The organism is Erythrobacter sp. S249, from assembly GCF_057364975.1.
Map to the genome: position 1 here is coordinate 1,846,402 of NZ_CP200287.1, position 16,172 is coordinate 1,862,573.

Annotated in this window: 16 protein-coding genes; 11 read left to right on the forward strand and 5 right to left on the reverse strand. The window is 58.4% G+C overall.

Annotated elements, in window-relative coordinates; translation table 11 throughout:
* Position 1: 1 nt before the first annotated feature.
* The gene (gene cutA, locus AC0V6V_RS08765; RefSeq protein WP_486165011.1) at positions 2-352 is read right to left on the reverse strand and encodes a divalent-cation tolerance protein CutA; all 351 of its coding nucleotides are present in this window, start codon (positions 350-352) and stop codon (positions 2-4) included.
* 27 nt (positions 353-379) lie between these two features.
* Complete coding sequence (locus tag AC0V6V_RS08770; RefSeq protein WP_486165012.1) at positions 380-1,459, reverse strand: COX15/CtaA family protein; 1,080 nt, start codon at positions 1,457-1,459, stop codon at positions 380-382.
* A 171-nt stretch (positions 1,460-1,630) separates the two neighbouring features.
* On the opposite strand from AC0V6V_RS08770, the gene AC0V6V_RS08775 reads away from it, so the two are divergent.
* The 4 genes from AC0V6V_RS08775 to AC0V6V_RS08790 all read left to right on the forward strand — a co-directional run bounded on the left by AC0V6V_RS08775 (position 1,631) and on the right by AC0V6V_RS08790 (position 4,367).
* Entirely contained in the window at positions 1,631-2,002 is a 372-nt protein-coding gene (locus AC0V6V_RS08775) for a MerC domain-containing protein (protein ID WP_486165013.1), read from the forward strand.
* A 121-nt stretch (positions 2,003-2,123) separates the two neighbouring features.
* Entirely contained in the window at positions 2,124-3,116 is a 993-nt protein-coding gene (gene thiS, locus AC0V6V_RS08780; protein ID WP_486165014.1) for a sulfur carrier protein ThiS, read from the forward strand.
* Between the two features lie 214 nt (positions 3,117-3,330).
* Positions 3,331-3,861 (forward strand): hypothetical protein, encoded by a 531-nt coding sequence (locus AC0V6V_RS08785; RefSeq protein WP_486166073.1) that lies wholly within the window; start codon positions 3,331-3,333, stop codon positions 3,859-3,861.
* Positions 3,858-4,367 (forward strand): hypothetical protein, encoded by a 510-nt coding sequence (locus AC0V6V_RS08790; protein ID WP_486165015.1) that lies wholly within the window; start codon positions 3,858-3,860, stop codon positions 4,365-4,367. Before AC0V6V_RS08785 ends, AC0V6V_RS08790 begins: the two co-directional genes overlap by 4 nt.
* On the opposite strand, the gene AC0V6V_RS08795 is transcribed toward AC0V6V_RS08790, so the two are convergent.
* The 3 genes from AC0V6V_RS08795 to AC0V6V_RS08805 form a co-directional block, all read right to left on the reverse strand.
* Entirely contained in the window at positions 4,355-6,196 is a 1,842-nt protein-coding gene (locus tag AC0V6V_RS08795; RefSeq protein WP_486165016.1) for an AMP-dependent synthetase/ligase, read from the reverse strand. The two genes, AC0V6V_RS08790 and AC0V6V_RS08795, sit on opposite strands and share 13 nt — an antisense overlap.
* Positions 6,197-6,336: 140 nt before the next feature.
* Complete coding sequence (gene ggt / locus AC0V6V_RS08800) at positions 6,337-8,067, reverse strand: gamma-glutamyltransferase (RefSeq protein ID WP_486165017.1); 1,731 nt, start codon at positions 8,065-8,067, stop codon at positions 6,337-6,339.
* Between the two features lie 9 nt (positions 8,068-8,076).
* On the reverse strand, positions 8,077-9,123 hold the full coding sequence (locus tag AC0V6V_RS08805) for a quinone-dependent dihydroorotate dehydrogenase (protein WP_486165018.1): 1,047 nt from the start codon (positions 9,121-9,123) through the stop codon (positions 8,077-8,079).
* Positions 9,124-9,392: 269 nt separating this feature from the next.
* Between AC0V6V_RS08805 and AC0V6V_RS08810 the strand changes: the two genes are divergently transcribed.
* From AC0V6V_RS08810 to AC0V6V_RS08840, 7 genes are all read left to right on the forward strand, one after another.
* Positions 9,393-10,322 carry an AraC family transcriptional regulator gene (locus tag AC0V6V_RS08810; protein ID WP_486166299.1) on the forward strand — a complete coding sequence of 310 codons (930 nt, stop codon included), beginning with the start codon at positions 9,393-9,395 and terminating at the stop codon, positions 10,320-10,322.
* Positions 10,323-10,395: 73 nt separating this feature from the next.
* On the forward strand, positions 10,396-12,246 hold the full coding sequence (locus tag AC0V6V_RS08815) for a DUF885 domain-containing protein (protein ID WP_486165020.1): 1,851 nt from the start codon (positions 10,396-10,398) through the stop codon (positions 12,244-12,246).
* Between the two features lie 150 nt (positions 12,247-12,396).
* On the forward strand, positions 12,397-12,807 hold the full coding sequence (locus AC0V6V_RS08820) for an SUF system Fe-S cluster assembly regulator (RefSeq protein ID WP_486137763.1): 411 nt from the start codon (positions 12,397-12,399) through the stop codon (positions 12,805-12,807).
* The gene (gene sufB / locus AC0V6V_RS08825; protein WP_486165021.1) at positions 12,804-14,315 is read left to right on the forward strand and encodes a Fe-S cluster assembly protein SufB; all 1,512 of its coding nucleotides are present in this window, start codon (positions 12,804-12,806) and stop codon (positions 14,313-14,315) included. The genes AC0V6V_RS08820 and sufB overlap by 4 nt, the downstream gene beginning before the upstream one ends.
* Before the next feature lie 145 nt (positions 14,316-14,460).
* Positions 14,461-14,862: a hypothetical protein gene (locus AC0V6V_RS08830; RefSeq protein WP_486165022.1), complete on the forward strand. Its 402-nt coding sequence runs from the start codon at positions 14,461-14,463 to the stop codon at positions 14,860-14,862.
* Between the two features lie 108 nt (positions 14,863-14,970).
* Complete coding sequence (locus AC0V6V_RS08835; protein WP_486165023.1) at positions 14,971-15,660, forward strand: hypothetical protein; 690 nt, start codon at positions 14,971-14,973, stop codon at positions 15,658-15,660.
* Positions 15,657-16,166 (forward strand): DUF559 domain-containing protein, encoded by a 510-nt coding sequence (locus AC0V6V_RS08840; RefSeq protein ID WP_486165024.1) that lies wholly within the window; start codon positions 15,657-15,659, stop codon positions 16,164-16,166. Before AC0V6V_RS08835 ends, AC0V6V_RS08840 begins: the two co-directional genes overlap by 4 nt.
* Positions 16,167-16,172: the final 6 nt, after the last annotated feature.

The following is a 16,172-nucleotide window of genomic DNA, read 5'->3' on the forward strand; positions in this document are numbered from 1 at the left end:
TCTAGACCGGCCGAAGAGCAGCCAGCCATGCATCCGTTGTTTCGTGAGCCGCGTCACAATTCAACCCAAGTATTGCCGGACTATCATAGGGATGCAATACGCCAAGACGCTCTATAGTGCGATTGAGCAATCCGCTGCGTGTCTTTAGCAACACTGCCACTTCGGCGCTGGTCTTGACTTTATCTTGCCATTTGAAGATCGATTCGACCCCGCCAATGATATTCACGCAGCCAATCAAGTTCTCTTCAAGCAATATGCTTGTTGCGTTGCGCGCTGCGTCGCGATCAGGGAATGGGCACCAAATGAGTGCAGCTAAACTGTCGGAGTTTGTGCTGGGCGTTCGGTCAGTCATCGCCTCAGTATAGCGCAATTTTGAAAGTTATGCCCGCTCGCTTGCCAGTGCATTTTGCCCGTCGCTGTGCATCGCCCAGGCAAGGCTGGCGACCAGCAAAGCCCCGGTGAGTTGGTGGGCGACCGCTATCCAGAGCGAAACCTCGCTGAGCACAGTGGCAATGCCAAGCAGCACCATTACGCCGAATGCGCTGTGCACGGCAACGGATGCCATTCGGTGCGTCTTGCGCACGCGCCGTGCGATCCAAACGAGCGCGGCGACTGCGATCCAGGCCCACCAGCGGTGCAGCCAATGCAGCAGAAATGGATCATGGGTTAGGGTCCAGAGCACGCCTTGCGAGAAATTGACCTCAGGGATCAGCTTCCCATTCATTAACGGCCAATCATAGGCAGCGTGGCCAGCATTGAGGCCCGCGACCCACGCGCCGAGCAGCAATTGCACGAACAAAATACCGGCAGCAATCATCGCTGGGCCGGTAAGTGGCGCGGGCTTCGCCTGCGGATCGCGCGCCAAAGCCTTCAGATCAAGCGCTGTCCACACCAGCCCGCCGAGCAAGAAGAAAGCGGTGAGCAAATGCGCGGAGAGGCGAAAATGGCTGACATCGGTCAGGTCTGTGCCCACGCCAGAGGACACCATGTACCAACCCAGCGCGCCTTGAAAACCAATCAAGGAAAGGAGCGCGAACAGGCGGCCCTTGTAACCTGTAGGGATCGCCCCTTTGATCCAGTACCACGCGAGCGGGAGCGCGAACGCCACCCCAATCAATCGCCCGAGATTGCGGTGGAACCACTCCCAGAAATAGATGAACTTGAAAGCTTCCAAATCCATGCCGGCCGGGCCGCTTTCAAAGCGGTATTCGCCCGTTTGGCGGTACAGATCAAACTCAGCCTGCCACGCCTCTTCACTAAGTGGTGGGAGCACGCCAGAGACCAAATCCCATTGGGTGATTGAGAGGCCGCTCTCCGTGAGGCGCGTGATACCGCCGACCATGACGATGATCACAACCATTGCAGCAACAACCATCAGCCAGCGTACAAGCGCCAGCGGGCGGCCGAGCACAATGCCGAGTGCTGGCGAGGATGGTGCAGGATGAAGCGAGGAAGCCATTTCGAGCGCCTAACTGTCCCGCGAGGCAGCGAAGTGCAAGCCTGTAGATCGCAAATGACCTTGCGCGCGCTGCAATTAGAGCAGCGCCGTTCTTGAAGATCATGCGGAGCTCTAGTCCGAGGTTGTGCTTGCAGAATGGTATAATGTTACATACATAGCGCGTGATTGCTCATGAACGACACAAACACCTCGATTCGCGGCCGGTTTGACCGGGCCGGCATTTGGCTCTCGGGCCTATGCGCGCTGCATTGTGTCGCAACAATCTTGATCGTATCCGGTCTAGGTGTGGGCGGGCAGTTCTTACTTGCACCTGAGCTTCACCGTTTTGGCCTCGCGATCGCTCTAATCGTGGCAGCTGTGGCGATTGGTTGGGGCGCGCTTAAGCATCGCCAAGCCGCCCCCTTTGTGGTCGCTATGACGGGTCTTACATTCATGGGCGGAGCATTGGCCGTGCCACATGGCATTCAAGAAGCCGTGCTGACGATTATTGGCGTTTCGCTTGTGACGTGCGGACATGTGCTCAATTTACGGCATGCCCACTAATTGAGCAGTGCCGCAATAGCGTGCTGATTTCGCTGCTAATTTCTGTCATCACAGAGCATCCCCGACGATCCAATTTGCGCTTATGCTTGCGCCGCGCGGCGATGCCATTATCTCGGCGCGCATGACTGCACAAAAAAGCATCACCCTTAATGGTGACACCCGCCAGACCAGCGCCAACACAATCGCTAACCTTGTGCGCGAATTGGAGCTGTTGCCTGAAAAAGTGGCAGTGGAGCGCAATGGTGAAATTGTGCCGCGCTCAACCCTTGAGCAAGCGGCGTTGGCCGATGGGGACACCTTGGAAATTGTGCATTTTGTGGGCGGCGGTGAGCAAAACACCTCTGGCGATGACAGCTGGAGCGTGGCGGGCCGAACTTTCCATTCGCGGCTGATCGTGGGCACGGGCAAGTACAAAGATTTTCAGCAGAATGCCGATGCCTTGCAGGCGAGCGGGGCGGAAATTGTCACCGTTGCCGTGCGCCGGGTCAATGTGAGTGATCCCAAGGCACCGATGCTGACTGACTTTATCGATCCGAAGGTCACCACCTATCTTCCCAACACCGCAGGCTGCTTCACCGCGGATGATGCGATCCGCACGCTGCGCCTGGCGCGCGAGGCGGGAGGTTGGGATCTGGTTAAGCTGGAGGTGCTGGGCGAAGCGCGCACGCTCTATCCGGATATGCGCGAGACCCTAAAGGCCACCGAAGTGCTGGCCAAAGAAGGCTTTCACCCGATGGTTTACTGCGTTGATGATCCGATTGCGGCCAAGCAATTGGAAGAAGCGGGCGCGGTGGCAATCATGCCGCTTGGCGCGCCAATTGGCTCTGGCCTCGGCATTCAAAATCAAGTGACGATACGTCTGATTGTCGAAGGCGCGAGTGTGCCGGTGCTGGTCGATGCGGGAGTCGGAACGGCTTCTGATGCGGCGGTCGCGATGGAGCTTGGCTGTGATGGGGTGCTGATGAACACCGCCATTGCGGAGGCGAAAGATCCGATCCGCATGGCGCGCGCGATGAAGCTGGCGGTGGAGGCCGGGCGCGAGGCCTATCTGGCCGGCCGCATGGGGCGGCGGAAGTATGCCGATCCTAGCAGTCCGCTAGCAGGATTGATCTAAGATATTGATTGGCTTGGTCGCGGAGCACGGTTCACGCGAGTGAATCGCAAGGCCGACCGGCCGCCCGCAGCGATGCGACCTTCAGGTCGTATGAGCGAGGATAGCCAAGAGAGCGGATGCGAACGCCGGCGCCTGAGGCGCAAAAAAATGCCTACAGGTTACTACCTATTAACCAAGTTCCGCGATGACCGTCTTCAACGCAGAGGAGACTTTCATGGCGACCGTGGGCAGTACATCAATGGCAATCGGCGAAATGCGCGAGTTCGCAGGCTTTAGCGCCGCTGAGCAGCGCTATATCAAGTGCAGCCTCGACATTGGCTTGAGCCGTAAGGACGCCTTTAAGCTATGGGCCCGCGATGCGCGCGAAAACGCCGCGATCCGCCGCCAATATGTCGCCTATCAGGACCTCAAGTCGCTGCGCGCTCTGATCCCTGCCCAGCACGGCATGGCCGACACCGAAGTCTTCATCGGCAAGCTGATCCGCATGGCGACCTTCGACCTGCAAGCCGATGCGATCACTAGCTTTTCCGCGTTTCGCTTCCTCTACGAGCGCTTGCTCGGCGCAGAAGCACGCCCGTTTCTACCCGCAGCTTTCTGCGCGGCCAGCGCTCTGCCGCAAATTCAGCCGGACCGCCGCAAGGTCCTGTTGCAATCCTTGAGCGAAGCAGCAGCAACCGCGCCAGCATGGTCAGATGAAACGCCGAGCTTCTATCCGGAATATGTCGAGGAAGCCGAACTGGTTTGAGTGATTTGCCACAGGACGCTCTGACGCAGCATCAGATTGCTCGCGCTGAAATCGATGCGTGGCGTGGGTGCTGCCTTGATTTGTACGCTCGCACGGAGCAGGCGGTCGGAAGGACGCTCGAACAGGCTATCTCAAATGGTAAGGAGTTGAAGCTAGCTCACTTGGCCGGGCAGCGCTTCGATACCCTTCAAGAATTGGCTGAAAATGAACCGGCTACCACGAAACAGCGGGAGGCACTGGTGCTGGCCATTTCAAGCTGGCGTCGAGTTGAGAGCGAGCGTTTCTTACTAGCGCATGGGACTGCCCAAGAATTGATTGACCGCCGGGGCGATTGGCATGTTCGGTTTGATGCGCAAATTTACAAAGCAGGAAAATCCACACCAACCCAATGGTGTCTCAGCAAGTCGGAAGCCATGGATCTCCGTGATACTTTAGAAACTCGGTTTAAGGCTCTCTCAGGGCAGCTCGGTCATTTTCGCAAACGGCTCGACAGCTACCCCCGATAGAGCCCGTTGATCTTATCCTGATAGCGGTCACGGATCTTGTGCCGGCGAATTTTCATGCTCGGCGTCATTTCCTCGTTCTCGATTGAGAACGCTTCGTCTGCAAAGGTGAATTGGCGCACCTTCTCGATCACGGACAAATCCTTGTTCACCCGGTCAACGGCTGCGCGAACGGCGGTCTTGAAGGCGGGCAGATCTTGTAGAGCGACCATGTCGAACTTCTCGTCATTGGCGCGTGCCCATTCCACCGCCCATTCGGCATCGGGTACAATCAGGCCGACGACATAAGGCCGCTTGTCACCGCTCACCATCGCCTGCGCGATTTCCGGTTGCAGGGTCAGCATGCCTTCGATCTTTTGCGGGGCAACATTGTCGCCCTTGTCGTTGACGATCATGTCCTTCTTACGGTCGGTGATGACGATCCGGCCCGCTTCATCCAGATGACCGATATCGCCGGTGTGTAGCCACGGCGCACCATCGGGATCATTGGGGTCTTTCATTAGCGTGCGCGCGGTTTCGGCGTCATTCTGCCAATATCCATGCATCACCAGCTCGCCGCGGCACAGGATCTCGCCATCATCGGCGATCTTGATCTCCACCCCCCGCATCGGCGGGCCAACGGTGTCCATCTTCAAGCCTGTCGCCGGGCGGTTGCAGCTGATCACCGGGCCGCTTTCAGTCTGGCCATAGCCTTGCAGCATAGTGAGGCCCATCGCCTCAAAGAAGGTGCCAACGTCCGGGTTAAGCGGCGCCCCGCCAGACACCATCGCCTTGATCCGGCCGCCAAATTTGTCGCGGATTTTCGGGCGCAGAGTGCGCTCGACGATGAAGTCCATTGGCTTATCACGCTTGCGCTTGTTCCCGCGCTCGGCGGCTTTCTCGCTAATCGTCAGCGCGCGGTCCATCAGGTAATTGGCGAGCTTGCCCTGCTTTTGAACCTGCTTAAGGATCCGGCTGCGCAGCACCTCGAACAGGCGCGGGACGACGACCATGATGGTCGGGCGCACTTCCTCGATATTGCTGGCGAGTTTCTCCAGGCCTTCTGAATAAAAGATCTCTGCCCCGACCGAGATTGGCAGATATTGCCCGCCGGTGTGCTCATAAGCGTGGCTGAGCGGCAGGAACGACAAAAAGCGTTCCTCGGAGATGCCAAAGTCATTGATCAGGATTTCCGCCGCGCCGCTCGCATTGCACAGGATTGCGCCGTGATGCTGCTTCACCCCGCGCGGCGCGCCGCCAGTGCCGCTGGTGTAGATCAGACACGCAGTGGTGTTCCGGGTGATGCCCCTAAGGCGCTCTTCCACGGCTGCGCGGGCTTCAGCCGGATCGCCCGCAATCATGCTGTCCCAGTTGTGGTACTCAAAGCCGCTTGATTGCTTGCGGTGCAGGTCTTCGATGCCAATCACATGGTCGGCAATACCGGTCGACTGGATCGCGCCGTGCACCGGGGCGAGCAGCTTTTCGGTCGAGACGATCACTGCGCGCGCGCCAGAATTGTCCAAGATGTGGCAATGATCGCGTTCGGTGTTGGTGATGTAGGTCGGCACGGTGATGCAGCCTGCGGCCATCACGGCAAGGTCAGAAATGCACCATTCGGGGCGGTTTTCTGAAACCAGCGCCACCCGGTCCCCGTCTTTCAGGCCAATCCGGCGCAGACCCTCCGCCAGCAAGCAGACCTGCTCTGCCACTTCGCGCCAGCTTTGCGTGGTCCATTCGCCATTGGCTTTGCGGCCCAGAAACGGCGCATCGCCTTTTTCATCGGCGCGTTTCAGGAACAATTCGACGAGATTGTTCGCATTATCGATGTCGTTGAGATGCGTGTCTTGCGGCACTGAAATTTGGCTCCCCCACCAGTATTCTTGTTTTGCGCAGATTAGGCGCGCCCAGCATTAGCGCAAGCGCCAAAGGCGCTCGCGGGTGTGGAGAGGTAATGCACTCGCGGTGAGCTGAGTTCCCCAGCCGGGCGAAAGCCCTAGCGGGTGTAGACCAGCTTCGGCGCGATGCGCGGGTCGGTGGCCACTTCCCAGCCATCCGCTGTGCGGCGCAGGGCATTGGCTTTGAGCGGCGGGCCAAAGGCGCGGATTTGCGAATGGCCCAGCGCGGCCAGTTCGTCCTGCATGTCCTCCAGCATGGTGCCCTGCTCAATCACGGCGGTTTCGCCAAATGACATGATCAGCGGCAGCGCCAGGGCATCCTGTGCGCTCAGTCCAAAATCCACCACGCCGATGATGGAGCGTGCGACCTGTACCGGAATGGTCGGCCCGCCTGCCGCGCCGATAACCAGCACGATCTCGCCGTTTTGATTCAGGACAATTGTTGGCGCCATGGAGCTGCGCGGGCGTTTGCCGCCTTCAACCGCATTGGCCACGGGCTTGCCATCGATCACTGGGGTGGAGCTGAAATCGGTAAGCTCGTTGTTGAGATAGAACCCACCAAAGAACAGGCCCGATCCAAAGGCGCCCTCGACGGTTGAGGTGTAGCTGACCGCATTGCCCTCGCCATCTACGGCGGAGAAATGGGTCGTGCCTTGCTCGAGCGGCTCGTCGCCATCTGCGCGGGCAAGCGGAGCCCCCGGAGGCGTGCCTGGTTTGAGGTCGGTGATAGTGGCCGTCGGGCTGATGAGCGCGCTGCGGCTCGCGACATAAGTGGGGTCGACTAGCCCTTTGACGGGCACACTCACGAAATCGCTGTCGCCAATGTAGAGCTCTCGGTCGGCATAGGCGACGCGCTGAGATTCCAGAAACAGGTGCCAGAACGTCGGGCTTTCTGGGCCAAGCGCGGCGATATCAAAACGCTCTAGCTGCCCCAGCATTTGCGCAACGGCAACGCCGCCCGATGATGGCGGACCCATGCCGCAAATTTGATATTCGCGATACGGCGCGCACACCGGATCGCGCAGTTTGGACTGATAGCTGATGATGTCCGCTGTGGTCATCTTGCCATCTTGCGGGGTCTTTTCGGCGATATATTCGGCCAAATCCTCTGCATTGCGGTCATACAATGCCTCTGCGCCGGTTTCGGCCAGATCAGTGAGCGTTTCCGCCAGCTCTTCATTCCGCACGATCGATCCAACCGGCAGCGGTTCGCCGTCCGCGCCAAAGAAAACAGCGCGTGCTTCTTCAGTCAGCCCAGCGCGCCCTTTGTTGCGTCCGGATAGCGACTCGTTGAGCCGCACATTCATGCGGAAGCCATCCTCAGCCAGCGCGATCGCAGGTTGAAATAGGTCGGCCCAAGGCAATTTGCCGTGCGCTGCATGCGCCTTGGCCGCGAGCGCCAGATTGCCCGGCACACCGACACTTAAGCCAGAAAGGACGCGCAATTCGCGCGGCAGGCGTTCACCGTTTTCATCAAGGAAGCGCGTGCCGGTCGCCGCAGCAGGTGCAGTTTCGCGGCCATCATAGGTCAGCAAATCTCCGCCTGCGCCATCTGCCCGGACCAGAAAGCCGCCCCCGCCAATGCCGGAGCTTTGCGGTTCGACCACGGTCAGCGCCAGCATCACTGCAATCGCGGCATCGGTGGCAGAGCCGCCTTTCGCCAGGATCGCTTCGCCGGCGGAGGTGGCGCGCGGGTCAGCGCTGCTCACTGCGCCTCCGCGTGAAAAATCAATATTCTCGACACCCTCCAGCGGAACGGTCTGTTGCGCGGTCGAACAACTGGAAAGGAGAAGGGCTGAGGCGAGACTTGCAGAAAGGCGTTTGATCATGGGCCTTCGCTATTCGGTTCCGACCGCCTCTTCAAGCCGTGTGAAACCATCGCGCTGCATTAGCCGCTCAATCCCGCGCGCAATGTGAGCGCCCAGGCCAGGGCCTTCATAAACCATGGCGGAATAGAGCTGGATCAGGCTGGCGCCCGCGCGAATGCGCTCCCACGCGTGCTCTGCGCTGGCAATTCCGCCGACACCGATCAGTGGGATGGCGCCGCCCGTCGCTGCGCGGAAATCGCGCATGCGTTTGAGCGCCAGTTCACGCAATGGTGCGCCGGACAGGCCACCGGTCTCGCCCGCATGGCGCGAGCGCAGCGCTGGCCGGGAGATGGTCGTATTGGAGACGATCAGTGCGCCAAGCTGCTTGTCGAGAGCAATCCGAGCGATCGCATCAATATCATCCTGCATCAGGTCAGGGGCGACCTTTAGGAAAATCGGCGGCAGTTTGGGAAGGCTTGCGCCTGCCTCTTCGCGCGCTTCGATCACAGCGTCGATCAATGCACTGAGCGCGCCCTCATCTTGCAGAGCGCGCAGGCCAGGGGTGTTGGGGCTGGAAACATTCACTGCCAGATAGCTGGCGAGCGGCGTCATCATCCGCGCCATCGCTGCATAGTCGGCGATGCGGTCTTCTGATTCCTTGTTCGCACCGATATTGATGCCGACGATCCCGGGGTTGTCTTTGCGCCGCTCAAGCCGCGCAAGCGCCGCTGCGCCGCCACCATTGTTAAAGCCCATGCGATTGATGACCGCTTTATCCTCGACCAGACGGAACAGGCGTGGCTTTGGATTGCCAGCCTGCGGGCGCGGCGTGATCGAACCGACTTCGGTAAAGCCAAAGCCAAGACCGAGCAGCTGATCGGGAACCTCTGCATCTTTATCAAAGCCGGCCGCGACACCGACCGGATTGGGAAAATGGAGGCCAGCGATCTCAATCGCGCTCGGCCCTGATTGAGAGGTGGCGCGCAGCGGCGATGCCTTTAGCGCGGCCACACCGAGTCGGTGAGCCTTTTCCGAATCAAGCGAGAAAATTGCGGGGCGTAAGAGGCGAAACAACATAACTGCGCGCTATCGCAATATTCGTGTGCTTGTCGAGGGTGCCCGCGCAATAGAATTCAGAAAAATTGTGAGCAGGGCTGCAATTTGTCGTTTGCATACAATTATTCGCCGCATTTCTATCCTACATAGTGCGTGCGACCCGAAGGGCTCGGAGCAGCAATGCGAAGAGTTCCTCAACTTCAATAGGGCGGTTCTCATTTGAGAGCTGCCCTTTTTTTGTGTTAAATCATAGGGGAAGCGGCTAGGCCTGCGTCCATGAGGCGCTCGTAATGGTTGACCATCACTTTTCAGCGGCGGGTCAAAGCGAGCCGGACTTTCCCGAGTCCGACACCGAGTTTGCGCTCACTCCGGCGTCGCTCATCTCAATCGACTACATCGCGCCGCCATCCGCGATTAGCGATTATGTGACGACGCTCTATCACTTCCGCTGTGAAGAAGCGGAGATCCACGACATTCAGCCCGCTTCGATCGGGCATCTCTCGCTGTTCCCTTATGGCAAAGGCGAAATGCTGTTTGCCAGCGGACGCCGTGACCCCAATCCAGAAATTGCGATGCTTACGCCGCTCTCAACAGCGACGCCGATTGTTGTTGAAGGACCGTTTCATGTGGTCGGCGCGGCGCTCACTCCGCAGGGCTGGGGGGCGCTCACTGGATTGCATGCGGGCGAGCATCGAGACCGGATGATCGAGGCACGCACTGTGCTTGGTAGTGAAATTGTCGCCTTGGGCGAGCGCCTGAATGCGGGATACCGCGCAGGCAAGTTTGGTGGGCGCGAATGCGCGCTGGAACTGGGCGCTTTTATAGAGGGCCGCGCCCGGCGACTCAACACTCGCCATAATGACCTCATCCGAACGGTTAATCAGTGGCTGGGCGCGTCGCTCAATCCCAATCTGGCGGACCTAATGGCGGCGGCGTCTTATTCGGAGCGGCAGGTTCAGCGCTTGGTCGAGCGATATTTCGGCCTCCCCCCGCAAGCGCTCGCGCGCAAATACCGCGCCTTGCGAGCCGCGGCATGGCTGTCTTTCCCGCAGCTCACCCCTGAATATGAAGCGGAATTGGACGATGCATTTTTCGATCAATCGCATATGATCCGCGAGATTCAGCGGTTCGCTGGGCGCACCCCAGCGCGGCTGAGCGATGATGACAGTCCGTTCTTGAATGAAATGATCGACCCGAAGAATTTCCGCGAATTGGGTTAGGAACTGCGGTGATTTGTGCCGTGAAACCCGCTTCGGACCGCCTACCGAGACATGACCACTAATGAGGATATCTATGCGCCGCTCTGCCCTTCTGTTTAGCTCCACTATTGCTCTGGCTCTCGCTGCTTGCGCACCGACCGCAGCTCAGCAGCCACTTGCTAGCGCGGATGCGTCCGTGGACACCGCCGAGGCCGCGCTTTCGCTGAGTGAGTTTTTTGAGAAATATGATGAAGCGCAATTGGAGCTCTCGCCTGAGGCCAAGGCCTATCGCGGCATTCGCGACGCTTCCTACGGCAACTGGGATGACTACAGCGATGCAGGTGCGGCTAGGCAGCAGGAATTGCTGCAAGCCGCGGTCGGTTATATGCGCAGGAACTACGATCTTGGTGACTTGTCAGGCGACGATGCGCTGTCTTTCCGTCTGTTTGAGGCGATGGCAGAGCGCAGCGCTCGCACGCATAAATATCGTAAGAATGTCTATCTGTTCAATCAGATGCGCGGCGCTCAGAGCGGCCTGCCAGCGTTCCTGATCAACATTCACCGGGTCTCATCAGAGGATGATGCCATGGCTTATGTCAACCGGATTGAAGGCATGGGGGCTGTGGTCGACACGCTGACCGCAGAGGCGCGCGAGCGAGCCGAAAATGGCGTGATGCCGCCCAAATGGGTGTATCCCTATGTCATCTCGGATATCGAGAACCTGCTGAATGCTGGTGATGAGAATGCGGTCTTGGTGGATTTCAAGGCCAAGGTGGCTGGGCTACCGGATGTTGATCAAAACAACGCGGCAGAGGCAGCGGAGGCATCCATCCTTTACGAACGAGCGCGCGATGCGTGGAAGGGTTCTGCTGAACCCGCACTCCAGCGCCTGCTGGCTGAAATGAAACGCCAGGAAGCCATTGCGCCCACCGATGACGGGGTATGGCGCCTGCCGGATGGCGCCAATTATTACAGCGCGCTGCTCAAGAACTACACTACCACCGATCTGACTGCGGATGAGATCCACAATATCGGCCTTAGCGAAGTCGAGCGGATCCACGGCGAGATGCGCGCGATCATGGCCAAGGTCGGGTTTGAGGGCAGCCTGCAGGACTTCTTCAAATTCACCCGCAATGACGACCGCTTCTTCTATACGAGCCGCGAGGATTACCTCGCAGACGCGAATGCGGCGCTGCGCAAGCTGGAGGCCAAGTTGCCCGACTATTTTGGCCGCTTGCCCAAGGCTCCGATGGTTATCAAACCGGTTGAAGCGTTCCGCGAAAAGAGCGCGGGCAAGGCGTTTTATCAGAGTCCCGCGCCCGATGGATCGCGCCCGGGCACTTATTATGTGAACCTCTATAATCTGCGCGATATGAGCAAGAATGAGCTGGAGGCTCTGGCCTATCACGAGGGCTCACCCGGTCACCATCTTCAGCGCGCCCTTCAGACCGAAATGGGCGATCTGCCGCCATTCCGCCGCTTTGGCGGGGTGACCGCTTATACCGAAGGCTGGGGACTGTATTCTGAGGAGCTCGGCAAGGACATGGGCTTCTACACCGATCCCTATTCCGATTTTGGCCGGCTTGGCATGGAGCTGTGGCGGGCCTGCCGCCTCGTGGTCGATACAGGCATTCATGACAAACGCTGGAGCCGCGAGAAGGCGATCCAATATCTCACCGACAATACGCCCAATCCCGATGGTGACATCCGCAAGGCGATTGAGCGCTACATCGTCTATCCGGGCCAAGCGACCGCTTACACCATCGGCAAGCTGAAGATCATGGAGCTGCGCGAGCAGGCCAAGACCCGGCTGGGCGTTCAGTTCGACATCCGCGAATTTCATGATGTGGTCTTGGAATCCGGCCCGGTTCCGCTCGATATTCTGGAAGAGAATGTTGAGGGCTACATCAACAAACGCTTGGCCATCATGACAGACGGGTCTTGATCGGAGACGAATAGCGCGCCAGGCGCTAACGACTCGCAACAGGCGCATTTGCGTTGAATTCGGACAGATTCGCTCCTAATTGCAATTCGGAACGAATCTGTCCGATTAAGAGTTTTGGCTGTGTCATCACTCTGTAAAACGTAGCGAGCCATGCGCCTTTCAAACCTTGCCGATTACGCTGTGATTATCATGCGTCAGGCCGCCAGCCATTGCGGCGATGGGCGGGTGAGCGCGGCTGAATTGGCGAAGGAATCGGGCCTGCCCGTCCCCACGGTTCAGCGGCTCGTATCAAAGCTTACAGCTGCGCATTTGCTGCGCTCGGTTCGCGGCGCGCATGGCGGATTGCAATTGGCCCGCCCGGCCGCCGCGATCAGCGTGGCCGACATCATCGAAGCGGTGGAGGGGCCAATCGCCCTCACCGCCTGTATTGATTCCAACGATTGCGACTTTGAGGCCGCTTGCGAAATGAAACCGCATTGGCCGATCATCAACACCGCATTGCGCGGCGCCTTGGCGGATATCCCGCTGACGCAGCTGGTGCATGCAGAGGAACTGGCATGAGCGATAATCTCGATATTCAGGAAAACCCACTGTCCGATGCGCCTGAAATGGACGCCGAGGCCAAAGAGGCAGCGGCCAATGTGGCGGAATATGAGCATGGCTGGTCGGCGGAAATCGACACTGAGTTTGCCGAAAAGGGCCTCACCGAGGATACCGTGCGGTTCATCTCGGGCAAAAAGGGCGAGCCGGAATGGATGCTCGATTGGCGTCTGAAGGCGTTCCGTCTGTGGGAACAGATGGAAGAGCCGGATTGGGCCAAGGTTGGCTATCCGAAAATCGACTATCAAGACGCCTATTATTACGCCGCGCCGACCAAGAAGGTCGAGCTGGATTCGCTCGACGATCTCGATCCCGATATCAAGGCGGTCTACGATAAGCTCGGCATTCCGCTGGGCGAGCAGGAAGTGCTGGCCGGGGTCAAAGGTGCCAAGAAAGTGGCGGTCGATGCCGTGTTTGACAGCGTCAGCGTCGCGACCACCTTCCGCGAAGAGCTGAAGAAGGCGGGTGTCATCTTCCTGTCGATTTCCGAGGCGATCAAAGAATATCCCGAGCTGGTCAAAAAATGGCTCGGCAAGGTCGTGCCTCAGCGCGACAATTACTTCGCGACATTGAACTGCGCGATCTTTTCCGATGGCACCTTCGTCTATGTGCCAGAGGGCGTGCGCTGCCCGATGGAGCTCAGCACCTATTTCCGCATCAATGCGGAGAATACCGGCCAGTTTGAGCGGACCCTGATTATCGCTGAAAAGGGCTCTTACGTCTCCTATCTCGAAGGCTGCACCGCGCCGATGCGTGACGAAAACCAGCTACACGCCGCCGTGGTCGAATTGGTCGCGATGGAAGACGCCGAGATCAAATATTCGACCGTGCAAAACTGGTATCCCGGCAACAGCGAAGGCGTGGGCGGGATCTACAATTTCGTGACCAAACGCGGGCTGTGCCAGGGCGACCGCTCCAAGATCAGCTGGACGCAGGTTGAAACCGGCTCTGCTGTGACGTGGAAATATCCATCCTGCGTGCTCAACGGCGAAGACAGCGTGGGCGAGTTCTACTCGGTTGCCGTCACCAACAATTTCCAACAGGCCGACACCGGCACGAAGATGATCCATAATGGCAAGGGCTCGCGCTCGACCATCATCTCCAAAGGTATCTCGGCGGGCAAGTCGAACAACACCTATCGCGGCCTTGTGCGGGTTGGCCCCAATGCCGACGGCGTGCGCAATTTCACGCAGTGTGACAGCCTGCTGCTAGGTGATGAATGCGGCGCGCACACCGTGCCTTATATCGAGGTGAAGAACCCCGGCGCTCAGATCGAGCACGAGGCGACCACCAGCAAGATCAGCGAAGAGCAAATGTTCTACGCGCAGCAACGCGGGCTGGACGAGGAAGAGGCGGTGGCCCTGATCGTCAACGGCTTTGCCAAGGATGTGCTGAAAGAGCTGCCGATGGAATTCGCCGTCGAGGCGCAGAAGCTGCTGGCGATTTCCTTGGAAGGATCGGTTGGATGATCCTGCTCAATCCCATCAATCACCGTCACCCCGGCCCCCTAGCCGGGGTCCAGCTTCTTGCTGGCGCAGCACTCGAATTAAGCGGGACCCCGGATCAAGTCCAGGGTGACGACAAGGCGATCTCGCTTGAGGGGAGTGTGGGGTGATGTCGAAAGAAGACCCGCAAAGCCTCGAAGCGACAAGGGCGCGTTACAATGAGCTTCTATCCTTCTTGCAATCGGTAAAAGAGCAAGTCGTGTGGTGGAAAGAGACTTTTCCGAAGTCCAATACCGCCGCAGAATTCAATAACGATTTCATGCATATCTATAAGCAGGCAGTTGAAACACATGAACAGCTCGTCACCGGTGATCGCCAATGGAAAGATCTCCCTGAGGGCTTTCTTCAAAAACTAGACAAGTTTCGTGCCGCTGCGCTCGAGCACATGGATAAATTTGATTTTCAGGCTGCGTGCCGCGCTGAGCAAGATGGCGAAAATGTCGAAGTCTGGTGGGACAAACAGGTCGATCAAGTTTCGACTGATGTGAAGAACCGGCTTTCTAATGACTGATCGCAAAACCCTCGGCCTCAAGGATACTTCCGACTCCAGAATGCCCGCGCTCACCAAAAAGGGCCACGTTTGGGGCAATGCAAAAAATGGCTTCGACAGGAGCGCCGGGTGAGCCTCACTTACGAAGTTTCTGTCCCACAGGGCAAATGGCCGAGCTTTGGCCAGATGAATGCGGCGCTGCAGCAGCGCGGCTACCCTTTGCGTGTGCTGCTTCAAGGCGATCAAAAACTCGATGATCCGATGCAAGAATTTGACGGCTTCCTGAGCTTCCACGTTGAGTTCATGGGTGAATTTCAGGAGATGGAAGTTTACTGCCAGCCCTATGGCGCCAAATTTCCGGATCACCGGATTACTGAAGACACCAACGAACATCTCGAAGAGATTGGTTCTGAATTTCGCGTCAAAGATGGCGATCACAATATGAATGTCGGCTTTGGCCCGCGCATTCCGCAAAAATTCTTTGCGCCCTATTGCCTGCTTATGGGAACTTTGGTGCGCGATTTTGGTGGCTATGGCTATGAAGGTCAGGGCCCGTCTTTCGGGCGGATGGACTGGGCGCAGGAGCTGCTTGATAATGCCGAGGGCACTATTGAGTATGAACGCAAGCAGGCCGCCAGCGCTGCTGCAAAAGCACGAGAAGACGCCGATGCGGCTTTGGTCGCACAGACAAGTGCGCAAGCCGCCAAGCAGAAAAAGGGCTTTCCGCTATGGCGCACTTTGGCTGTGATCGTGGTCATGCTGCTGCTGGCCGAATTCGTTGACAAGAACATCTACAATTTCACGGGAGCGGGCGCATGACCGAACGCAAGAAACTCGCCCTCAAGCCTTCTGACGAGGCGATTGATCCTGAGACCCTCAACAAGAAGGGGCGCGGCTGGAAAATCTCCGACAAGCGCCTCGACGCGCTGCATGATCGTGCGCGCGAAATGCGGCGCTTCGCCTCGCCCGCCAACAAGGCGCTCGCTAAGCGCTTTGCCGAGGCCGACATGGGCAAATACACCTTCAAACGTTTCGCCGTTGTCGGCAGCGCAATTGTTGACTTCAACTGCCACAATTTGGGCATGGCGATCATCATTGAGGAAGAAGATGACGATCTGGCGATCTCCAAGCGCCGCGACAAAAGTCTGGAGGCGGTCGGCATTCGCGTGATGCGGATCAAGGCTGAGCACATCCTGGAAAACATGGACAAGGTGCTGGAACGCATCACGATCGGCATGCGCATGCGCATTGGCGACAAGAAAGACGCCGCGCGGGCCCACCGCGAAGAAAACCCCAACCAAGATTACCCCCGCCGCCGCGATTGAGCTGGG